Below are 16,464 nucleotides of genomic sequence, written 5' to 3'. Positions count from 1 at the left end.
ATTTACCCTCCATTACTTCAATGTAAGAAATTCTGCAATTGGTCCGAGTACTAACATCGGGAAGAATGTTAATGCACCGACAATTACAATTGTTCCGATGAAGATACCACCAAATAAACTATTATCTGTGCGGAACGTTCCGACTGTTTCTGGCACTACCGTTTTTTCTTTCAACGAAGCTGCCACAGCTAGCATCGTAATTAAACTGAAGTAACGTCCTAAAAACATAACTAAACCAGTCGTAATATTCCAAAACGGTGTATTATCTCCTAATCCTTCAAATCCAGATCCATTATTCGCAGCTGACGATGTATATTCATATACAACTTGTGTTAAACCGTGGAAACCGGAATGAGAAATAGCATCCGTTCCTAAATTTGTTGAAAGAGCTAATGCCGAAAATCCTAAAATGAGCAATGGATGAAATAAAATCGTGACTGCGATTAATTTCATTTCCTTACCTTCAATCTTTTTACCTAAAAACTCTGGTGTCCGTCCAACCATTAACCCAGATATAAACACCGCGATAATTGCATACATAATGATGTTTACAAAGCCTGCTCCAACTCCGCCATACACTGTATTTAACATCATATTTACGAGAGGAACTAGACCACCAATTGGTGTTAACGTATCATGCATCGTATTAACAGCGCCTGTTTCAGCAGCTGTCGTTACCGTTGCGTATAGTGAAGAAAATACTGTTCCAAATCGTACTTCTTTCCCTTCTGTACTTCCTTGTACATGTTCGATACCCATTCCATTTAATGCCGGATTCCCGTTTAGTTCAGATGTCGTAATCGTTATAAATCCTAGTAAAAATACCATAAAAAGTGACACGAAAAGGATGCGGCCTTGTTTTTTATTTCCGACCATTCTTCCGTACGTAAATGGAAGTGCTGTTGGTAATAACATCATAAGCATCATTTGCAAAATATTACTCATTTGTCCTGGATTTTCGAAAGGGTGCGTAGAGTTTGCTCCGAAAAATCCACCGCCGTTATTTCCAAGTTCCTTAATGGAAACGAATGATGCAACAGGTCCACGTAAAATACTTTGCTTTGCCCCATCAATCGTTTGTGCTGTAACCGCCCCATCTAACGTTTGTGGTACGCCAAGCGCGACAAAAACTAGTGCCGCAATAAATGCGATAGGAAGAAACACTCTCGTTAACGCTCTCGTAAAATCAACGAAAAAGTTACCAAGTTCTTTTCCAGCAAGTCCTCTTATAAAAGCCATAACGAGCGCTAATGTCGTTGCTGGTGCCGCAAACATTAAAAATGTAATTCCGATTAATTGTGATAAATAAGATAAACCATTTTCACCGCTATAATGCTGTAAGTTTGTATCAGCCATAAAACTAATTGCTGTATTAAAAGCGAGCGTAGACTCCATCCCTTCAATATGCGCTGGATTTAGTGGCAGCACACCTTGTAATCTGAAAATGAAGTATACGACAACGATCATAAATCCATTTAATAAAACTAATGATAATGCGTACTGTTTCCACGTTTGATTGTATGCTTTTACACCCGTAATTTTAAAAATAAGTTTTTCAAAAGGCCCGAATACTTTATCTAACGTTTTGCTACCTTGAAAAGCTTTTTCTAAATAAATCCCCGTTGGCTTTGCTACTAAAATAAACAAGAGCATTGTAATAATGACTGCAACCCAAATCATAATGAATGATTCCCCCTAATTAAAACTTCTCTGGATTTAATAATGCATACACTAAATACACTGTAATTGCTGCGACAATAACCGATAAGACAATCATCATGATTGCTTTCCTTCTTTCACAACTTTATCTGACCAACTTGCAAGACTTGCCATCGATGCAACTAATAAAATAAAAATCCCGACCATTACAACATCTAACATAACTATCCCTCTCTTCTTTTTTGTAAAAATTTACCATTAAAATATTAAAAAAGAACACTGAGCTCTACTCAGTGTTCAAAAAATGAACAACAAAAAGTAAACCTCCTCTCTAAACGCTTACGAGGTTAGCTGTCGGATTCGGGCCTAAAGAGTAGCCCTACTTTCAAAACTGAAAGATTCACCCCAAGTGACGATGCACAAAATTGGTTCCCCCGCTCCATTTCTGGAACTCAGCGATTTTAGGTTTTTTTGGAAATTTTATGAATGATTTATGAGAGTAAATATACTCCTCTATTTTTCACTTGTAAAGGGGTAAATTTCTGAAAATAATAATATTTACATTCGTTTAAACGCTTACATTGAAGTTTATTACTATCATTTCATCTATTTTCTTTATTTCTCTTCTCTTTTCTTAAAAATGACCTTTTAAATATGAAATAAAAAGAGCGAATGACATGAAGTGCATAGCTTGTTGCACTCAGCATTCGCTCTTTTTTATTCAACCTTTATTCTCCTCGTAAAAATGCACGTAAATTTCTCCCACGAATATAAACTTGTGTCAATTCTGCATGTAGCTGCTCATACTCGGTAATATCCATCTCTAAATACAAAGCATCTTTTGATGGTAATATAATATATGGCCCTGGAAAAAGGGGATCAATCTGGACCAATTCTTGAACTCGCTCTACCGATACTGCCCAACGATTTGCTATATCTCCAAGTAATAGTACCTTCATCATTTCTTCCCCCGCCCTATTCAAAAAATAAAAAAGAAATATTATCACAATTTGTAAACACGACAAACTTAGCTCCAATTGTTTCATAGAGCCTCGCTGGATATCGTTTATTCCTTGTAACAACAGTAATAGGTGCTTGAAAAGAAAAACGAATGTGTTCTGTGAAGAAACTAACGATTGGAAGCTCATCCCCTAGTAAAATGACCTTCTTAATACACTCACAAATACTAGTAAAATCCTGCTCCTTACTACAACTATAAGTCCAATCAAACCCACAATTCCTAACTTCAGCCGCTACCTCTTCATTTGCTGTAAAAATAACTAACTCATGTTGAAATGCAACTAGATCTCTTAAACTATTTACCTTACTTTCTTCTCCAACACAAATAAGTGTTAGTTCCATGTACCTCATCCTCCTTAGTATAAAAGAAATCAAACATAGATTGATATTCCCCTATACTAATCAGATCGATGAAGTGATGTATCCATCATGGCACCGTCCTCTCTCAAGACGCTTACGAAGTTAGCTGTCGGATTCGGGCTTTGAGAGTAGCCCTACTTTCAAATTTGAAAGATTCACCCCTAGTGACACTGCACAAATTGGTTCCTCCGCTCCATATAATTGGACTCAGCGTTTACAAAAAAATATATTCTGGCTGATATATTACTCCTGTATTTTGAAAAAGTAAACAGAAAAAAAGCCAGTTATAAAACTGGCTTTTCACTTATCTATACACGCGTTCTATTCACTTTATACGCAAAATGATTCGTTGGTCCATGACCACTACCAATATTCAATGGCTCTTCAATTGCTATACTAATAAATCGTTTTGCTTCTTGAACAGCATCTTCAATTGAGTATCCTTTCGCAAGTCCTGCTGTAACCGCTGAAGCAAATGTGCACCCACTTCCGTGCGTTTGCTTTGAAGGAATTCGCTCGCTTCTAAACTCAATAAATTCTTCTCCATCAAAGAGGAAATCAATTACTTCATTACCTTGATATTCTGCATGTCCGCCCTTCATAAGCACATATTTAGCACCTAATTCGTGCAATACTTTTGCAGCTTCCTTACTATCTTCAACATTATGAATCTCCATCCCAGTTAACACTTCTGCTTCTGGAACATTCGGTGTTATAACGGTTGCTACTGGTAATAAATATTCTTTTAATGCATGAACTGCTTCTTGCTGTAATAATGATGCACCGCCTTTTGCGATCATAACGGGATCTAGCACAATATTATTCCAGCCAAATTTTTTAATTTGTTCTGCAACAATTTGAATTATTTCACTACTAAATAACATTCCTAGTTTCACTGCATCTGGTGTTAAATCCGTACCAATTGAATTCAGCTGTTCTGTAATACCTTCTAACGGAACAGGATATACCCCTTGAACGCCAAGCGTGTTTTGAGCAGTAATTGCCGTAATAGCCGTCATTCCGTATACACCAAGCTCTTGGAATGTTTTTAAATCTGCCTGAATTCCAGCACCGCCGCCGCTATCAGATCCTGCAATTGTTAAAGCTTTATTCACTTTCATCCCACTCATCCTTTTCTATCCAAAATAACGATGATAAATCGTTTTTGCTTCGCTTATATCTTTCGTTCCATGTACGAGCACACGGCCATCTTTAAAGGCGACTAACCTCTTGTCTTCAACAGAAAATGATAGTAAATATGGATTTACATTTAAATCATTCACGCGACCTTCCAGCAACTCTTTATATTGTTCAAAATTCATTTCCTCTTTATGAGGTGGTCTAATTTGAACTGTATTTCGCCCGCATAAAACTGCTGTTTTTGATGTGTTCTCTTTATTTAAATACGGATATAATGCATTCTCTCCGCATGAAGAACAATTATGCTGGCGAAGCTTTTGCACATTCATACATGAATACTCATTCTTCCACATATCAAACGATACAAGCCCATCTCGAAGTGATTCGTAATCTTCTACTAACAGTTTAAGAGCTTCTGTTACTTGATGAGAAACGACAAGAGATACAGCAGGTGATATAATACCCGCTGTATCACATGTTGCCCCGCCAAGCGGAATCGACTGCAATAAACATGATAAACATGGTGTTTTACTAGGAATGATTGTGTAAGAAAGACCGTAACTACCTACACATGCACCGTAAATCCATGGAATAGAATATTTTTGTGCTATATCATTCACAATAAAGCGTGTTTCGAAATTATCAGTCGCATCAATAATTACATCAACGTTTGTAACAAGTTCTTCTAGCTCTTCAGCTGTTACATCTTGAACGAGAGCTTTTATTGTTACATCGCTATTAATCTCTTCTAAACGTTTTTTAGCCGCTATAGCTTTTGGGAGATTATTCTTTACGTCGCTCTCTGCATACAATTGTTGTCTTTGTAAATTACTCCAATCTACATAATCACGGTCAACAATTGTTATCTTGCCAACACCCGCTCTTACAAACATCTCTGCATTTGCACTACCTAATGCACCTGCACCGATAATAAGTACATGCTTTTCTCTTATCTTTTGCTGCCCTTCTGCTCCAATTGGAGAAAATAGTTCTTGGCGAGAATATCGATTATTCAACTACGCTCATTCCTTCTAAAGGACTACTTGCAGTTGCACAGCGCTTACGTGCAATACGACCTGCTTCAAATCCTAAACGTCCTGCTTCAATACTTAGTTTCATTGCCTGTGCCATTTTAATAGGATCTTTTGCTCCTGATACAGCTGTATTTAATAACACGCCATCTGCTCCTAATTCCATTGCAAATGCCGCATCAGCTGGGCTACCAATACCAGCATCAACGATAACTGGTACTGTCGCTTGTTCAATAATGAAGCCCAAATTTAATGGATTTACAATACCAAGTCCTGATCCGATTGGAGATGCTCCTGGCATAATCGCATGCACGCCAAGCTCTTGTAATTTACGTGCTAATACAACATCATCAGATGTGTACGGAAGTACGATAAATCCTTCTTCCAGTAACATTTCAGATGCCTTTAACGTTTCTACCGGATCCGGTAATAACGTTCTATCATCACCAATAACTTCTACCTTTATCATGTCACAAAGCCCAGAAGCTTTTGCTAATTTTGCAATACGAACAGCCTCTTCAGCGTTTTTTGCCCCTGCTGTATTTGGTAATAACGTATATTTTTTCACATCAAGTTTCTCTAATAAATTAGGTTGCTTTGCATCAAAGATATCCATACGACGTACTGCAAACGTTAAAATTTCAGCTTCAGAAACGTCAATTGCCTTTTGCTGTACGTCAAAATCAGGGAATTTACCTGTTCCTAATAACAGTCTAGAATGAAATGAAAATGGTCCAATGTTTAACATAATCAACCGCCTCCTACGAAAGTTACAATCTCAATTTGATCTCCATCAAAAACAGATGTATCTGTATGATCATCTTTTTGTAAAATATCTTTATTACGCTCTACTACAACAATTCTGTTATCTAGTTCTAAATGTGTAAGTAGCTCAGCTACTGTTTTTACACTCGCTGGCACTTCAATTTGGTTACCATTAATTTTTAAATTCAAACTTCCATCCCCTTTCTAAACTCTTCTAGAAAGCAATGAATCTAGCAAATAATTCTCTTGCTTTCCTTCTATTAAATCCGCCATATATTGGCCAGAAATAGGACTTAATAAAATACCGTTTCGATAATGGCCCGTGCAAGCATATAAACCTTTTATTTCTTCATGCTCTCCCATATAAGGAGCTTCATGGTTCGATTGTGGTCTTAATCCTGCCCACGTGCTTTCCCATTCTGCTTCTTTTAAAGCTGGCAATATTGTATAAGCACGCTCTAATATAGAAGTTATACTTTCTGGCTGCACAGTTTTATTGAACGTATGGTGCTTCATTGTTGCCCCAATTACGTAACGTCCACCGCGCTTTGGAGTAATGTAAAATCTTTCTTGAAAAATAGGTGCTTTTAAAAGTTGTTTTCTACTTCTTACCGCAACCACTTCTCCTTTAACTGGATATGTCCCCCAATCGTAGTGAAAATAACTGAGTAACTTCGTGCTCCATGAACCTCCTGCAATAACGACTTTTTCACATGTGATAATACCTTCGCATGTCAAAATTCCGGTCACTTTATTATTTTCAATACGAATATCAAATACTTCTGTCTGTTCATATATATCAGCACCTGACATTGCCGCAGAATGTGCGAATGCTTTCGTAAGCTCTGGTGCAATAACATGACCGTCTTTCGGATAATATACTGCTCCTATAATGGATTCGGATAGATACGGCTCTTTTTCCCGCACATGGTCTCCCGTTAGAAAATAGGAATCTTCACCTGTTTTCTGCTGCCAATCCATAATGTGAAGAATTCTTTCCTTCTCATCTCCATTTTGAGCAATACGATAAATTCCTTTTTCTTCATATCCAATATCAATACCCGTTTTTTCACGTAAAACTGCTGCAAGTTGTGGAAATATAGCTCGGCTTTCTCTAGCAAGTTCAAATAGCGGATCATACGCATCCCATTCTGCCTGAACACCAAGTAGACCAGCAGCTGCTTTTGAAGCTTCCGATGCAATTCTTTGCTTCTCCACAATCGCTACTTTATGTCCTCTTTCTGCTAGAAAATGTGCAACTGAACTACCAATTACACCACCACCAATAATCGCTACATCATACTTCTCACACATGTTTTTCCGCCCACTTTCTTATTGATTCCTTATAAGATTTCGCTTTGCTATACGGGTCACTACTACTTACAATTCCGGACATAACTGCTATACCGCTTACACCGTTAGTAAGGACATCCACTGCGTTTTCTGGAGTAATTCCTCCAATTGCTGTAATCGGTATAGATAAACACCTTGCAATGTCAGAAATTTCTTCAAGCCCTCTCGCTGGCACACCTTTTTTACAATCTGTCGGAAATACATGACCATAAACGAGTGAATCCGCTCCATTTTTAAATGCTACTATCGCTTCATCTAGCGAATGCACAGAATAACCAACATGCAAATACGAAAACTTTTCTTTCACTGACTTTACATCTGTGCTTCGATACCCTAGTTGAACACGAGGAATATTTAATAAAATTGCAATATCAATTCGATCATTTATGACAATTTTAGAAGCCGGAAAGCCTTCCATTAAAAGACTTTCCACACCTTCATATAACTCCTTCGTACTCTTCTCACGCTCACGAATATGCAAATAATCAATCTCACTCTCAATTTGCATCGCTACATTCACTAACTCTTCGAATGGCATATGACCATTTGAGATTACGTGGAGCTCATTTTTCATATTCATTCGCCTACTTTAAAATATTTTCGAATAGTTCATCGGCTGGAACGGTTTCTTTCGTCATTCCTTTGTCCTTCAGCCATTTATTTTGTTTCTCCCAAGATTCTTTTGAATCTGATAAAAATGGCTCATCTTTCGTTTCCATCTTCTCTAATAAAATTTTCATACTTTCCTTTTCAACTTCTGGCACAAGTGGGAAGTTTTCTTTTTCTTGATGATTTAATAAAATATTCAATGCTTCATCTGGGTTTTTCTTCATGAAATCATAGCCTTTTTTCGTACCACGTAAGAAAGCTTGCAACGCTTCTTTATCTTTTTTCAACGTTTTATCACCTGTTACAAACACAAGTTCATGATAGTTCGGTACTCCGTAATCAGCTGGATTAAAGTAAGCTGGTTCATGGCCTTCATGACGCATAACCGGTACTTCATGATTAATGTATGCCCCTGTTACCGCATCCACTTTTTTCGTAATTAAGGCTGGTACTAAATCAAATCCAACATCAACTACTTTCACTGTATCAGGATTACCACCAGCTTCTTTTACCATCGTTTTTAAATACATCTCACTTAAAGGTGTTCCAGAATATCCTACTGTTTTTCCTTCTAAATCTTTCGGTGATTGAATACCCGCTGATTTCAGCGATACGACATGATTTAATGGTGAACGTACGACAGCCCCAATTGATTTCACTGGAATTTGCTCATTTGCTCTTGCCATAACAACATCTGGCTGATAATACAAGCCAACTGTCACCTTCCCTGCTGCTGCCAATGTTAATGGATCAGTCGGATTAGAAGGGAATTTAATATTTACCTTTACACCTTCTTCTTTAAAGTATCCTTTTTCAATTGCTGCATAAATAAAGCTATGTACCGCATTTGGATACCAATCTAACATGACTGTTATTTCTTTCTCTTTTTTACTTTTTTCTGATGCTGAATTACTTGAACATCCTGTAATCATTGCAATTAATAATGTAAACACAAAGATGCGCTTTAAAAATTTCATGAATGCTTCCTCCAACTAATGAATTTCTTTTCTAATATGGAAATAAGTACGACGAAGAAAATAGCTAATAATGATAACAATACAATGGGTGCAAATACGCCAGCTCCATCTAACTGCGTCATCATTCTCTTACTGAAATATCCAAGTCCAGCTTGTGCACCGAGCCATTCTCCAATTGCTGCTCCGATAACACTAAGCGGAACTGCAATTTTTAAAGCTGAGAAAAAATAAGGAAGAGCAGACGGCAACTTTAATTTAAGAAAAATATCTCTTTTCGTTGCTCCATATGTAACTAAGAGCTCCTCCCATTCTTTTTTTGTACTACGCAGTCCATCATACGTATTGACCGCAATCGGGAAAAACGTAATTAAAACTGTGACAACAACCTTACTCCAAATTGTGTATCCAAACCATAAAACAAATAGCGGAGCAAGCGCAGTAATCGGAATCGTTTGTGAAGCAACTAATAATGGATAAAATGCTCTTTCCATCCATGTACTCGCATTCATTAACATCGCTAGCCCTACACCTAATACGATAGAAATAACAACACCTATTAAAACGACGTATAACGTTGCAGGTAAATGAACCGTAAATAATATGTCTTTTAGTTTCCATATCTTCATTACAATCGCAGACGGTGACGGTAAAATGTACATCTCATCTACAATTCTTGCTCCTATTTCCCACACAGCTAGTAAAATACTAGAAAGTGTAATAGCAGGAACTAATTCTTTCAATCGGTTCATCACACAAGTACCTGCCTTTGTAACATACTAAGAAGCTCATCTTTCAGCGCTAATACTTCCGGTTTATATAAATCTTTTCGTGTTCTGTTATGATCAAGTGGTACAATCCGCTCAGTCAAAGTCGTTATCGGCTGCTGTTCCACTACTAAAACTCGGTTCGAAAGAAATAACGCTTCTTCAACATCATGAGTAATGAATAAAATTGTTTTTTCCCACTCTTGCCATTGTTCAAACAGCCATTCTTGCAAAGAGGCCTTCGTTAAAGCATCTAACGCGCTAAACGGTTCATCTAATAACAATATCTCCCCGCCCGTTAACAAAGTTCGGATAAAAGATACGCGTTGCCTCATACCACCAGATAAATCTTTCGGATGTTTTGTCTCATATCCTTGTAAACCAAATTTATATAACAGTTCCTTTGCCTTTACTTGTGCTTCTTTCTTCTGTACACCTTGGCACTCTAGCGGCAGAGCAGCATTCTCAATAATTGTTCTCCACGGCAAAAGCATATCTTTTTGCGGCATATATCCTACAGGATGGTGCTTTGTTTCTGTCAGTTCTATCTTTCCAGTACTTACCTTCTCTAGGCCTGTAATAAGGCGAAATAAAGTACTTTTCCCACATCCACTCGGTCCGATAATACTGACAAACTCTTTCTCATGTATAGAAGCATTTAATTCATGGATGATTGGTTTCTCATCGTAATGAAAAGAAACATTATGAAACTGTAGTATGTTCTTGCTCCTCAAATCCCCACATCTCCTTACGATAGGACATATCCCAGAATAAATATTCAAATCGACTGGAATATAAGAAAATCTCCTCTAATCTATCTAGTTCTTTCTCAGACTTTCCAACTGCCATTTCATTTAATAAATCTATTAACCAAATACAAAGATTACCGTATTCTTCCGAACTATATCCTTGAATCCACTCACCAAAAAACTCATGATCTCTTGCTCCAGGAATATCATTTAAACGCTTTCCAATTTCCCAGTAGCTCCACATACATGGAAGAAGCGCTGCTATTAATTCTGCAAGTGTGCCATTTTGAGATACAGACATCATGTAATTTGTATAAGCTAAATTTTTAGCAGATGGTTTTGCAGACTCTATCTCCTCTATAGAAATTCCAAGTCTTTTTGCATATTGTTTATGGATTGTCATTTCGCCATTTAATATTCCATCAATTTGTTCAGCGAACTTTCCCATTACTTGTGGATTCGTTGCTTTTACAACACCAATCGCATATAATTTTGCATAATCTAGCAGATATAAATAATCTTGAATAATATAATACTGAAATTTATCTTTTTCTAACGTGCCATCTCCCATACCCACTACAAACGGATGATTATGACTCATCTCCCAAACCGGTTGCACAGTTTCTAATAATCTATCGCAAAATTTCATTTCTCTATCCCCTTTCAATATATGTATCTAAATAAAAAACCACTTCTATATATAAGAAGTGGTTACAGCAAATAAAATTATACATTTATTCGATGTTCCACTTCCCTTCGCTAGTATTACCTAGATCAGGTGTTATAAGGGTTAAGGATTATTCCTCTCTCAGCAAATCAAGCACCCCTAGTGGTTTCAATATGAAATTTTCAAATAAAAAAGCCCCGTTTCTATACGCAAAGAAACGGGGACTCATTGTTAGTGTCCGAATTGCTTCCCTACGCTAGCATAATCTAGATCAGGTAATAAAAAGGATCAAAGGCTTACGGCCTACTCTCAGCTGGCAACACCAGCTCTCCTAGCAAACTATAAAATTATCACTGTCAGTATAACACCCTAATAAGACATCATCAACTATTTTAATTTTCTTAATTATCAACAAAAAATTAAAGTTATACAATACATACATTCTATTTTAGAAAATAAAACTCCAATTAATTGTTTAAAAAGGAATCATTATCCTCAAAAAATTTATTTTTATATTGATTTCATATTACATTTATGTGAATACACCCACTATATTATATCTTTATACTATAATAAAATTACAACTATACAACTAGAGGAGGTCTCTATTCCATGAATATGAAAGCTACTGCTTTAACAGCAACTACTGTAGCGATTGCTTCTTTACTTCCTTCTATGGGTGAAACAAATGTACAAAAAGCAAACGCTGAACAATTATCTAATGTTAAAACTGGGTATGTCAAAGTCGATCAAGTAGCATTACATACAGAAGATAACGTAAAGAGCACATCAATTGATACAATTCGCTTTAATACAAAAGTGAACATCCTTGAAACAACTAATGGTTGGTATAAAGTATCTGTTCATAATAAAGTAGGTTATGTACAAAAAGATGCTATTTTACTAAAAAACAAACTTCAATCTAATGATCAATACATCGTCAATGCTAATGCATTAAACGTTCGCTCTGAACCTAATTTAGAATCTTCCATTTTAGATGTATTACCAAATGGCAAGTTTATTACCGTTCAAGAAGATCAAGGCGAATGGTATAAAATATCACATAATGGCCAAACGGGTTACGTACAAAAAGCATTCATCTCTAATGGTTCACAACCCTTAGTAAAAGGAATCACCGTTCAAAATAATACAAAATATACTGTTGCAACACCTAATCTGAATGTACGTAGCAACACTAGTACAAGTAGCGCTCTACTCGGTTCATTACAAAACGGTACACAAGTACAAGTAGTAGAAACTGTAGGAACTTGGTATAAAATTCGTTTTGGCACAGGATACGGATATGTAGCAAAACACTATGTAGTACAAAATCAACCACAGACTAAAACAGATCAGCCTTCATCTATTCCAGCTGCTTTCAAATTCCCTGCTCAAGGAAGAATTAGCTCAACCTTTGATATACGCTGGGAACAAATGCATTATGGTATAGATATTGCTGCTCCAGGGAACGTCTCTATCCAAGCTGCTGCTGCAGGTAAAGTTGTGAAATCTTATTATTCAGCTAGCTATGGCAATGTTGTGTTCATTGCGCATCAAATCAATGGGAAATTATATACAACTGTTTATGCTCATATGAAGGATCGCACTGTACAAACTGGTGATCAAGTACAAGCTGGACAATTAGTAGGTCATATGGGCAACACAGGTCATTCATACGGGCAACATCTTCATTTTGAATTACATAATGGAGAATGGAATTTTGAAAAAACAAATGCAGTAAATCCACTGCCATATTTAGTTAGGTAAATTGTATGCCGCGCAATATACCTCTTATAATTGAATACGCAGCCTTTTTAGGTTTAATCTGTTGTTTAATCATTTACAATACAAACATTGTATTTTTATCTATTATTATTGCTTTTGTTGCATTAGAAATTATGATGGAATCATTTCAAGTGCAACTAAAACAAAAAATTGCCCATATTTATAACGCTATATTTCTTTTGAGTGCTCTCATAACAAATATAATTAGTAATGGCTTTTATTTATCTACTGTATTTCCAGTATTCTTTATGGCTGTTTTATTATTTGTAGCTAGATATATTAATGTCCCTTATAACCAAAAACAAAAACAAGAACAAGAAGCTTAGAAAGAGGAGACACTGTGTACCAATCTTTCAAAGATACTCCAATAAAATACATATTGCTTTTGTATAAGAAAGCCAATACTTTTTTTGGTATACAAGGAAGTTATACTGCACAACTTCTCCTATATGGAATGTTGTTTCTTGTTTTAATCACTTTCTCCTTGTTTTACTAACAAAAAAGGATCTCACATAAACTGGAGATCCTTTTTAATTTATATTAATTTTTCATATCGAAAATATTGTTTATCCACAAGCATATTTTTCATAAATAAAGCTCAGATTATATTTTTTCTCTAAGCTCATTCGTTGTTCGTCATCGCACCAATAGAAAAGAATATCATGAATCGTTGCGTAACGCTTATTTTTAAGAAATAGCCTAAAGAATGATGGTAAACAATCATGTAATTGTATAAATATATAATTGCGTAGTGTTTCTTCTTTATATTTAATGCCCTTACAAATATACAGTAATTCTTCACAATAATATGCATGCTGTGGAACTTGTATCATCTCGAAAAATGGCACATAAGATAGTAGCTTTCCAATAAAATGACCGTATCGATCCATTACTCCTATCGTCATATGCTCCATCATTTCTTTCATTACATATAAATAATCATCTACATGTGTTGTCTTTAATGGGTCTAAGCGATCGGAAATTTGAGATAATACAGCTCTTTGACATGCTAAAACTGCCTGACTAGGTCCATAATATGATAGGAAATCTGTACACTTACGATATTTCCGTAATAAATCATGTGTATATAAATCATATACGAAAGTATTACAATACATTGCTAAACTCATCATATCACTATTTAATTGCTCTTTTGATAATGATTTCGCTCTCTTACACATATAAAAGAATGTAAATTCCAATACTTCTTTATGAGATAATAAATGTTTACAATCGGTTATACATTTCTCATTAAATTTAACTCTATCCCAAATTTCAATATCCCTATCTGTCAATTCACCTATACGATATTTAATAATTAAATAGTTTAAAGCAACTGATTGCGTCAAAAGATCCCATGTTTCATATTCCAATGAAGTATGAACAAACTCAGCTAATCCTTGTGCTATCATAAAAGTATTTGCCTCTTCATACCAACCAATCTCTTGGCATAAGCGAAGAATACGCACTAAAGTTGGAATTTCATCTTTATGAAACTGCGGTAAATTCTTTACTTTATTCATGCCATATACGATAAATGCCGCTAAATTTTCTTCTTTATAAAATTCTTTCTCTTTCCATACTAATATAGTTCGTTCTTTCCCCTCACCTTTTGGGTGACAAGGTACAAGCAAAGAAAATAATTCAGCAAAATTATTTGGTTCTATATATGTATCTGTAACCAAATTCCAATTTGGATCGCCCTGTACAGCCTTCATATAATTCCCCTTCCCTTTTCATCTATGTAGGAAATATTAATTTATTATCGTACCACTAAAAATTAATATTGTTATATTCGAAATCTCTCATAATACTTATATCTATCAGTATATCATCTTTTCTCTTATTAAAAATGAAGAATAACAAATTTAAAAAAACTGTGGAAATTATTAACCATATCCTTATTATATAATGTCTCAGATACATCACGCTAACATATTAGTTTAATCCATATATACTAGAATAATGCATCTGAACTTTATATATAATTTAGCTCTTTATGAGTGACCATTAAAATCTCGGTTAATTAAAGTTTCAATTTACTCTGTACGCTCTGAGATTTCGCTCAAGGCAAATCCAGCTTGATCATCTGCCGATTCCCTTATAGCTAAATCTCCTAGTGCTAACATGCCAATAAGCTGACCACTATCAACTACTGGTAACCGTCTAATTTGATACTGTGCCATTAGCTCTGTAGCTTTTTCAATAGAATCATTTGGAGAAACTGAGATAATATTTGTTGTCATTACATTTGTAATTTTATTAGATCCAGGATGTTTTTCAGCAATCCCTCGAACAACTAAATCTCGATCAGTAACAAGCCCAACAACCTGCTCATTTTCAACAACAGGAATTAACCCAACCGATTCTTCCTTCATTTTTACAGCTGCCTCATATACATTGTCTAGCGGTGTACAATGTACAATATGGGTACTCATTAAGTCTCTAACTCGTGTCATTATTTATTTCCTCCTTTTTATACATACCATAGCTTTTCCAAAATTCCTTTATTTATTTCTGGAAAGTAAAATGATAAAAAGGATCAACAAAATAAAAAAGAGCCAGCATAATGCTGACTCTTTTTTGTATGACCCGTACGGGATTCGAACCCGTGTTACCGCCGTGAAAGGGCGGTGTCTTAACCACTTGACCAACGGGCCATGGCTCCGCAGGTAGGACTCGAACCTACGACCGATCGGTTAACAGCCGATAGCTCTACCACTGAGCTACTGCGGAATAATATATGGTGGGCCTAAATGGACTCGAACCATCGACCTCACGCTTATCAGGCGTGTGCTCTAACCAGCTGAGCTATAGGCCCATATACTTTACAGGGGCAGTAGGAATCGAACCCACACTGGAGGTTTTGGAGACCTCAGTTCTACCTTTAAACTATGCCCCTAAATGATGCCGGCTAGAGGACTTGAACCCCCAACCTACTGATTACAAGTCAGTTGCTCTACCAATTGAGCTAAGCCGGCATAAAAAAAATGGTGGCTCGGGACGGAATCGAACCGCCGACACGAGGATTTTCAGTCCTCTGCTCTACCGACTGAGCTACCGAGCCAACATAAATGGCGGTCCCGACCGGGGTCGAACCGGCGATCTCCTGCGTGACAGGCAGGCATGTTAACCACTACACCACGGGACCATTTGGTTGCGGGGACAGGATTTGAACCTGCGACCTTCGGGTTATGAGCCCGACGAGCTACCGTGCTGCTCCACCCCGCGACAATATTAAATTAAAAAATGGAGGAGGTAGAGGGATTCGAACCCCCGCGCGACTCTCGCCGCCTGTCGGTTTTCAAGACCGATCCCTTCAGCCGAACTTGGGTATACCTCCATGAAGGAAAAAATAAATATTTTATTATTATATGTCTAAACCATTTTTAAAAATGGAGGAGGTAGAGGGATTCGAACCCCCGCGCGATTCTCACCGCCTGTCGGTTTTCAAGACCGATCCCTTCAGCCGAACTTGGGTATACCTCCGAGACATATATTAAATAAAGTGGAGCCTAGCGGGATCGAACCGCTGACCTCCTGCGTGCAAGGCAGGCGCTCTCCCAGCTGAGCTAAGGCCCCATG

General features: G+C 36.6%; 20 protein-coding genes, 11 tRNA genes and 4 riboswitches. Of the genes, 2 read left to right on the top strand and 29 right to left on the bottom strand.

Annotation, left to right across the window (positions count from 1 at the left end; translation table 11 throughout):
• Positions 1 to 12: 12 nt before the first annotated feature.
• The 16 genes from kdpA to tenA form a co-directional block, all read right to left on the bottom strand.
• On the bottom strand, positions 13 to 1,680 hold the full coding sequence (kdpA, locus tag QCI81_RS18220; protein ID WP_071731149.1) for a potassium-transporting ATPase subunit KdpA: 1,668 nt from the start codon (positions 1,678 to 1,680) through the stop codon (positions 13 to 15).
• 19 nt (positions 1,681 to 1,699) lie between these two features.
• Entirely contained in the window at positions 1,700 to 1,777 is a 78-nt protein-coding gene (gene kdpF, locus QCI81_RS18215; RefSeq protein ID WP_223153441.1) for a K(+)-transporting ATPase subunit F, read from the bottom strand.
• Positions 1,777 to 1,881 carry a SipW-dependent-type signal peptide-containing protein gene (locus QCI81_RS18210; RefSeq protein WP_000887894.1) on the bottom strand — a complete coding sequence of 35 codons (105 nt, stop codon included), beginning with the start codon at positions 1,879 to 1,881 and terminating at the stop codon, positions 1,777 to 1,779. The genes kdpF and QCI81_RS18210 overlap by 1 nt, the downstream gene beginning before the upstream one ends.
• Before the next feature lie 100 nt (positions 1,882 to 1,981).
• Positions 1,982 to 2,127, bottom strand: a riboswitch (cyclic di-AMP (ydaO/yuaA leader).
• Positions 2,128 to 2,261: 134 nt separating this feature from the next.
• Complete coding sequence (locus QCI81_RS18205) at positions 2,262 to 2,384, bottom strand: hypothetical protein (RefSeq protein ID WP_001034421.1); 123 nt, start codon at positions 2,382 to 2,384, stop codon at positions 2,262 to 2,264.
• 3 nt (positions 2,385 to 2,387) lie between these two features.
• Entirely contained in the window at positions 2,388 to 2,621 is a 234-nt protein-coding gene (locus tag QCI81_RS18200) for a hypothetical protein (protein WP_002025339.1), read from the bottom strand.
• A 13-nt stretch (positions 2,622 to 2,634) separates the two neighbouring features.
• A complete protein-coding gene (locus QCI81_RS18195; protein ID WP_000424087.1) occupies positions 2,635 to 3,021 on the bottom strand; it encodes a hypothetical protein in 387 nt (128 codons plus the stop codon).
• Positions 3,022 to 3,114: 93 nt separating this feature from the next.
• Positions 3,115 to 3,262: riboswitch (cyclic di-AMP (ydaO/yuaA leader) on the bottom strand.
• Between the two features lie 85 nt (positions 3,263 to 3,347).
• Positions 3,348 to 4,160, bottom strand: coding sequence for a bifunctional hydroxymethylpyrimidine kinase/phosphomethylpyrimidine kinase (gene thiD / locus QCI81_RS18190; RefSeq protein WP_029441655.1), 813 nt, complete (start codon positions 4,158 to 4,160; stop codon positions 3,348 to 3,350).
• A gap of 15 nt (positions 4,161 to 4,175) precedes the next feature.
• A complete protein-coding gene (gene thiF / locus QCI81_RS18185; protein ID WP_001065409.1) occupies positions 4,176 to 5,195 on the bottom strand; it encodes a thiazole biosynthesis adenylyltransferase ThiF in 1,020 nt (339 codons plus the stop codon).
• Positions 5,188 to 5,958 (bottom strand): thiazole synthase, encoded by a 771-nt coding sequence (gene thiG / locus QCI81_RS18180; protein WP_000931980.1) that lies wholly within the window; start codon positions 5,956 to 5,958, stop codon positions 5,188 to 5,190. Before thiG ends, thiF begins: the two co-directional genes overlap by 8 nt.
• 2 nt (positions 5,959 to 5,960) lie before the next feature.
• Complete coding sequence (thiS, locus tag QCI81_RS18175) at positions 5,961 to 6,164, bottom strand: sulfur carrier protein ThiS (RefSeq protein ID WP_001049502.1); 204 nt, start codon at positions 6,162 to 6,164, stop codon at positions 5,961 to 5,963.
• Between the two features lie 15 nt (positions 6,165 to 6,179).
• Positions 6,180 to 7,289 (bottom strand): glycine oxidase ThiO, encoded by a 1,110-nt coding sequence (gene thiO / locus QCI81_RS18170; RefSeq protein WP_071731148.1) that lies wholly within the window; start codon positions 7,287 to 7,289, stop codon positions 6,180 to 6,182.
• Positions 7,282 to 7,902 carry a thiazole tautomerase TenI gene (tenI, locus tag QCI81_RS18165; protein ID WP_000787167.1) on the bottom strand — a complete coding sequence of 207 codons (621 nt, stop codon included), beginning with the start codon at positions 7,900 to 7,902 and terminating at the stop codon, positions 7,282 to 7,284. Before tenI ends, thiO begins: the two co-directional genes overlap by 8 nt.
• A gap of 10 nt (positions 7,903 to 7,912) precedes the next feature.
• The gene (locus tag QCI81_RS18160) at positions 7,913 to 8,914 is read right to left on the bottom strand and encodes an ABC transporter substrate-binding protein (protein ID WP_000670422.1); all 1,002 of its coding nucleotides are present in this window, start codon (positions 8,912 to 8,914) and stop codon (positions 7,913 to 7,915) included.
• The gene (locus QCI81_RS18155; RefSeq protein ID WP_001080857.1) at positions 8,911 to 9,663 is read right to left on the bottom strand and encodes an ABC transporter permease; all 753 of its coding nucleotides are present in this window, start codon (positions 9,661 to 9,663) and stop codon (positions 8,911 to 8,913) included. Before QCI81_RS18155 ends, QCI81_RS18160 begins: the two co-directional genes overlap by 4 nt.
• Positions 9,663 to 10,412, bottom strand: a complete 750-nt coding sequence (locus QCI81_RS18150) for an ABC transporter ATP-binding protein (RefSeq protein ID WP_001256790.1) — start codon at positions 10,410 to 10,412, stop codon at positions 9,663 to 9,665. Before QCI81_RS18150 ends, QCI81_RS18155 begins: the two co-directional genes overlap by 1 nt.
• Positions 10,381 to 11,076: a thiaminase II gene (tenA, locus tag QCI81_RS18145; protein WP_000666826.1), complete on the bottom strand. Its 696-nt coding sequence runs from the start codon at positions 11,074 to 11,076 to the stop codon at positions 10,381 to 10,383. Before tenA ends, QCI81_RS18150 begins: the two co-directional genes overlap by 32 nt.
• An 85-nt stretch (positions 11,077 to 11,161) precedes the next feature.
• Positions 11,162 to 11,265: riboswitch (TPP riboswitch) on the bottom strand.
• 60 nt (positions 11,266 to 11,325) lie between these two features.
• Positions 11,326 to 11,437, bottom strand: a riboswitch (TPP riboswitch).
• A 269-nt stretch (positions 11,438 to 11,706) separates the two neighbouring features.
• Between tenA and QCI81_RS18140 the strand changes: the two genes are divergently transcribed.
• Both QCI81_RS18140 and QCI81_RS18135 read left to right on the top strand, forming a co-directional pair.
• Complete coding sequence (locus QCI81_RS18140; protein WP_001056046.1) at positions 11,707 to 12,861, top strand: SH3 domain-containing protein; 1,155 nt, start codon at positions 11,707 to 11,709, stop codon at positions 12,859 to 12,861.
• 5 nt (positions 12,862 to 12,866) lie between these two features.
• Positions 12,867 to 13,205, top strand: coding sequence for a hypothetical protein (locus QCI81_RS18135; RefSeq protein ID WP_001137818.1), 339 nt, complete (start codon positions 12,867 to 12,869; stop codon positions 13,203 to 13,205).
• A 240-nt stretch (positions 13,206 to 13,445) separates the two neighbouring features.
• Here the strand turns inward: QCI81_RS18135 and QCI81_RS18130 are convergent, their stop codons facing one another.
• From QCI81_RS18130 to QCI81_RS18070, 13 genes are all read right to left on the bottom strand, one after another.
• On the bottom strand, positions 13,446 to 14,597 hold the full coding sequence (locus QCI81_RS18130) for a DUF3965 domain-containing protein (RefSeq protein ID WP_071731147.1): 1,152 nt from the start codon (positions 14,595 to 14,597) through the stop codon (positions 13,446 to 13,448).
• 321 nt (positions 14,598 to 14,918) lie between these two features.
• Positions 14,919 to 15,338, bottom strand: a complete 420-nt coding sequence (locus QCI81_RS18125) for a CBS domain-containing protein (protein WP_000199012.1) — start codon at positions 15,336 to 15,338, stop codon at positions 14,919 to 14,921.
• A gap of 129 nt (positions 15,339 to 15,467) precedes the next feature.
• Positions 15,468 to 15,539, bottom strand: a tRNA-Glu gene (locus tag QCI81_RS18120).
• A 1-nt stretch (position 15,540) separates the two neighbouring features.
• Positions 15,541 to 15,615 (bottom strand) — tRNA-Asn (locus QCI81_RS18115).
• An 8-nt stretch (positions 15,616 to 15,623) separates the two neighbouring features.
• Positions 15,624 to 15,700, bottom strand: a tRNA-Ile gene (locus QCI81_RS18110).
• A gap of 10 nt (positions 15,701 to 15,710) precedes the next feature.
• Positions 15,711 to 15,781, bottom strand: a tRNA-Trp gene (locus QCI81_RS18105).
• Between the two features lie 6 nt (positions 15,782 to 15,787).
• A tRNA-Thr gene (locus tag QCI81_RS18100) sits at positions 15,788 to 15,860 on the bottom strand.
• Between the two features lie 10 nt (positions 15,861 to 15,870).
• Positions 15,871 to 15,946 (bottom strand) — tRNA-Phe (locus tag QCI81_RS18095).
• Positions 15,947 to 15,954: 8 nt separating this feature from the next.
• Positions 15,955 to 16,030, bottom strand: a tRNA-Asp gene (locus QCI81_RS18090).
• Between the two features lie 3 nt (positions 16,031 to 16,033).
• Positions 16,034 to 16,110 (bottom strand) — tRNA-Met (locus QCI81_RS18085).
• Between the two features lie 19 nt (positions 16,111 to 16,129).
• Positions 16,130 to 16,222, bottom strand: a tRNA-Ser gene (locus QCI81_RS18080).
• Between the two features lie 53 nt (positions 16,223 to 16,275).
• Positions 16,276 to 16,368 (bottom strand) — tRNA-Ser (locus tag QCI81_RS18075).
• 20 nt (positions 16,369 to 16,388) lie between these two features.
• Positions 16,389 to 16,461, bottom strand: a tRNA-Ala gene (locus QCI81_RS18070).
• Between the last annotated feature and the right edge of the window lie 3 nt (positions 16,462 to 16,464).

The organism is Bacillus cereus group sp. MG20 (assembly GCF_040459885.1).
Classification (GTDB): domain Bacteria; phylum Bacillota; class Bacilli; order Bacillales; family Bacillaceae_G; genus Bacillus_A; species Bacillus_A cereus.
Note: the sequence above shows the minus strand (reverse complement) of the source record. Positions and strands in the feature narration are given on the sequence as shown.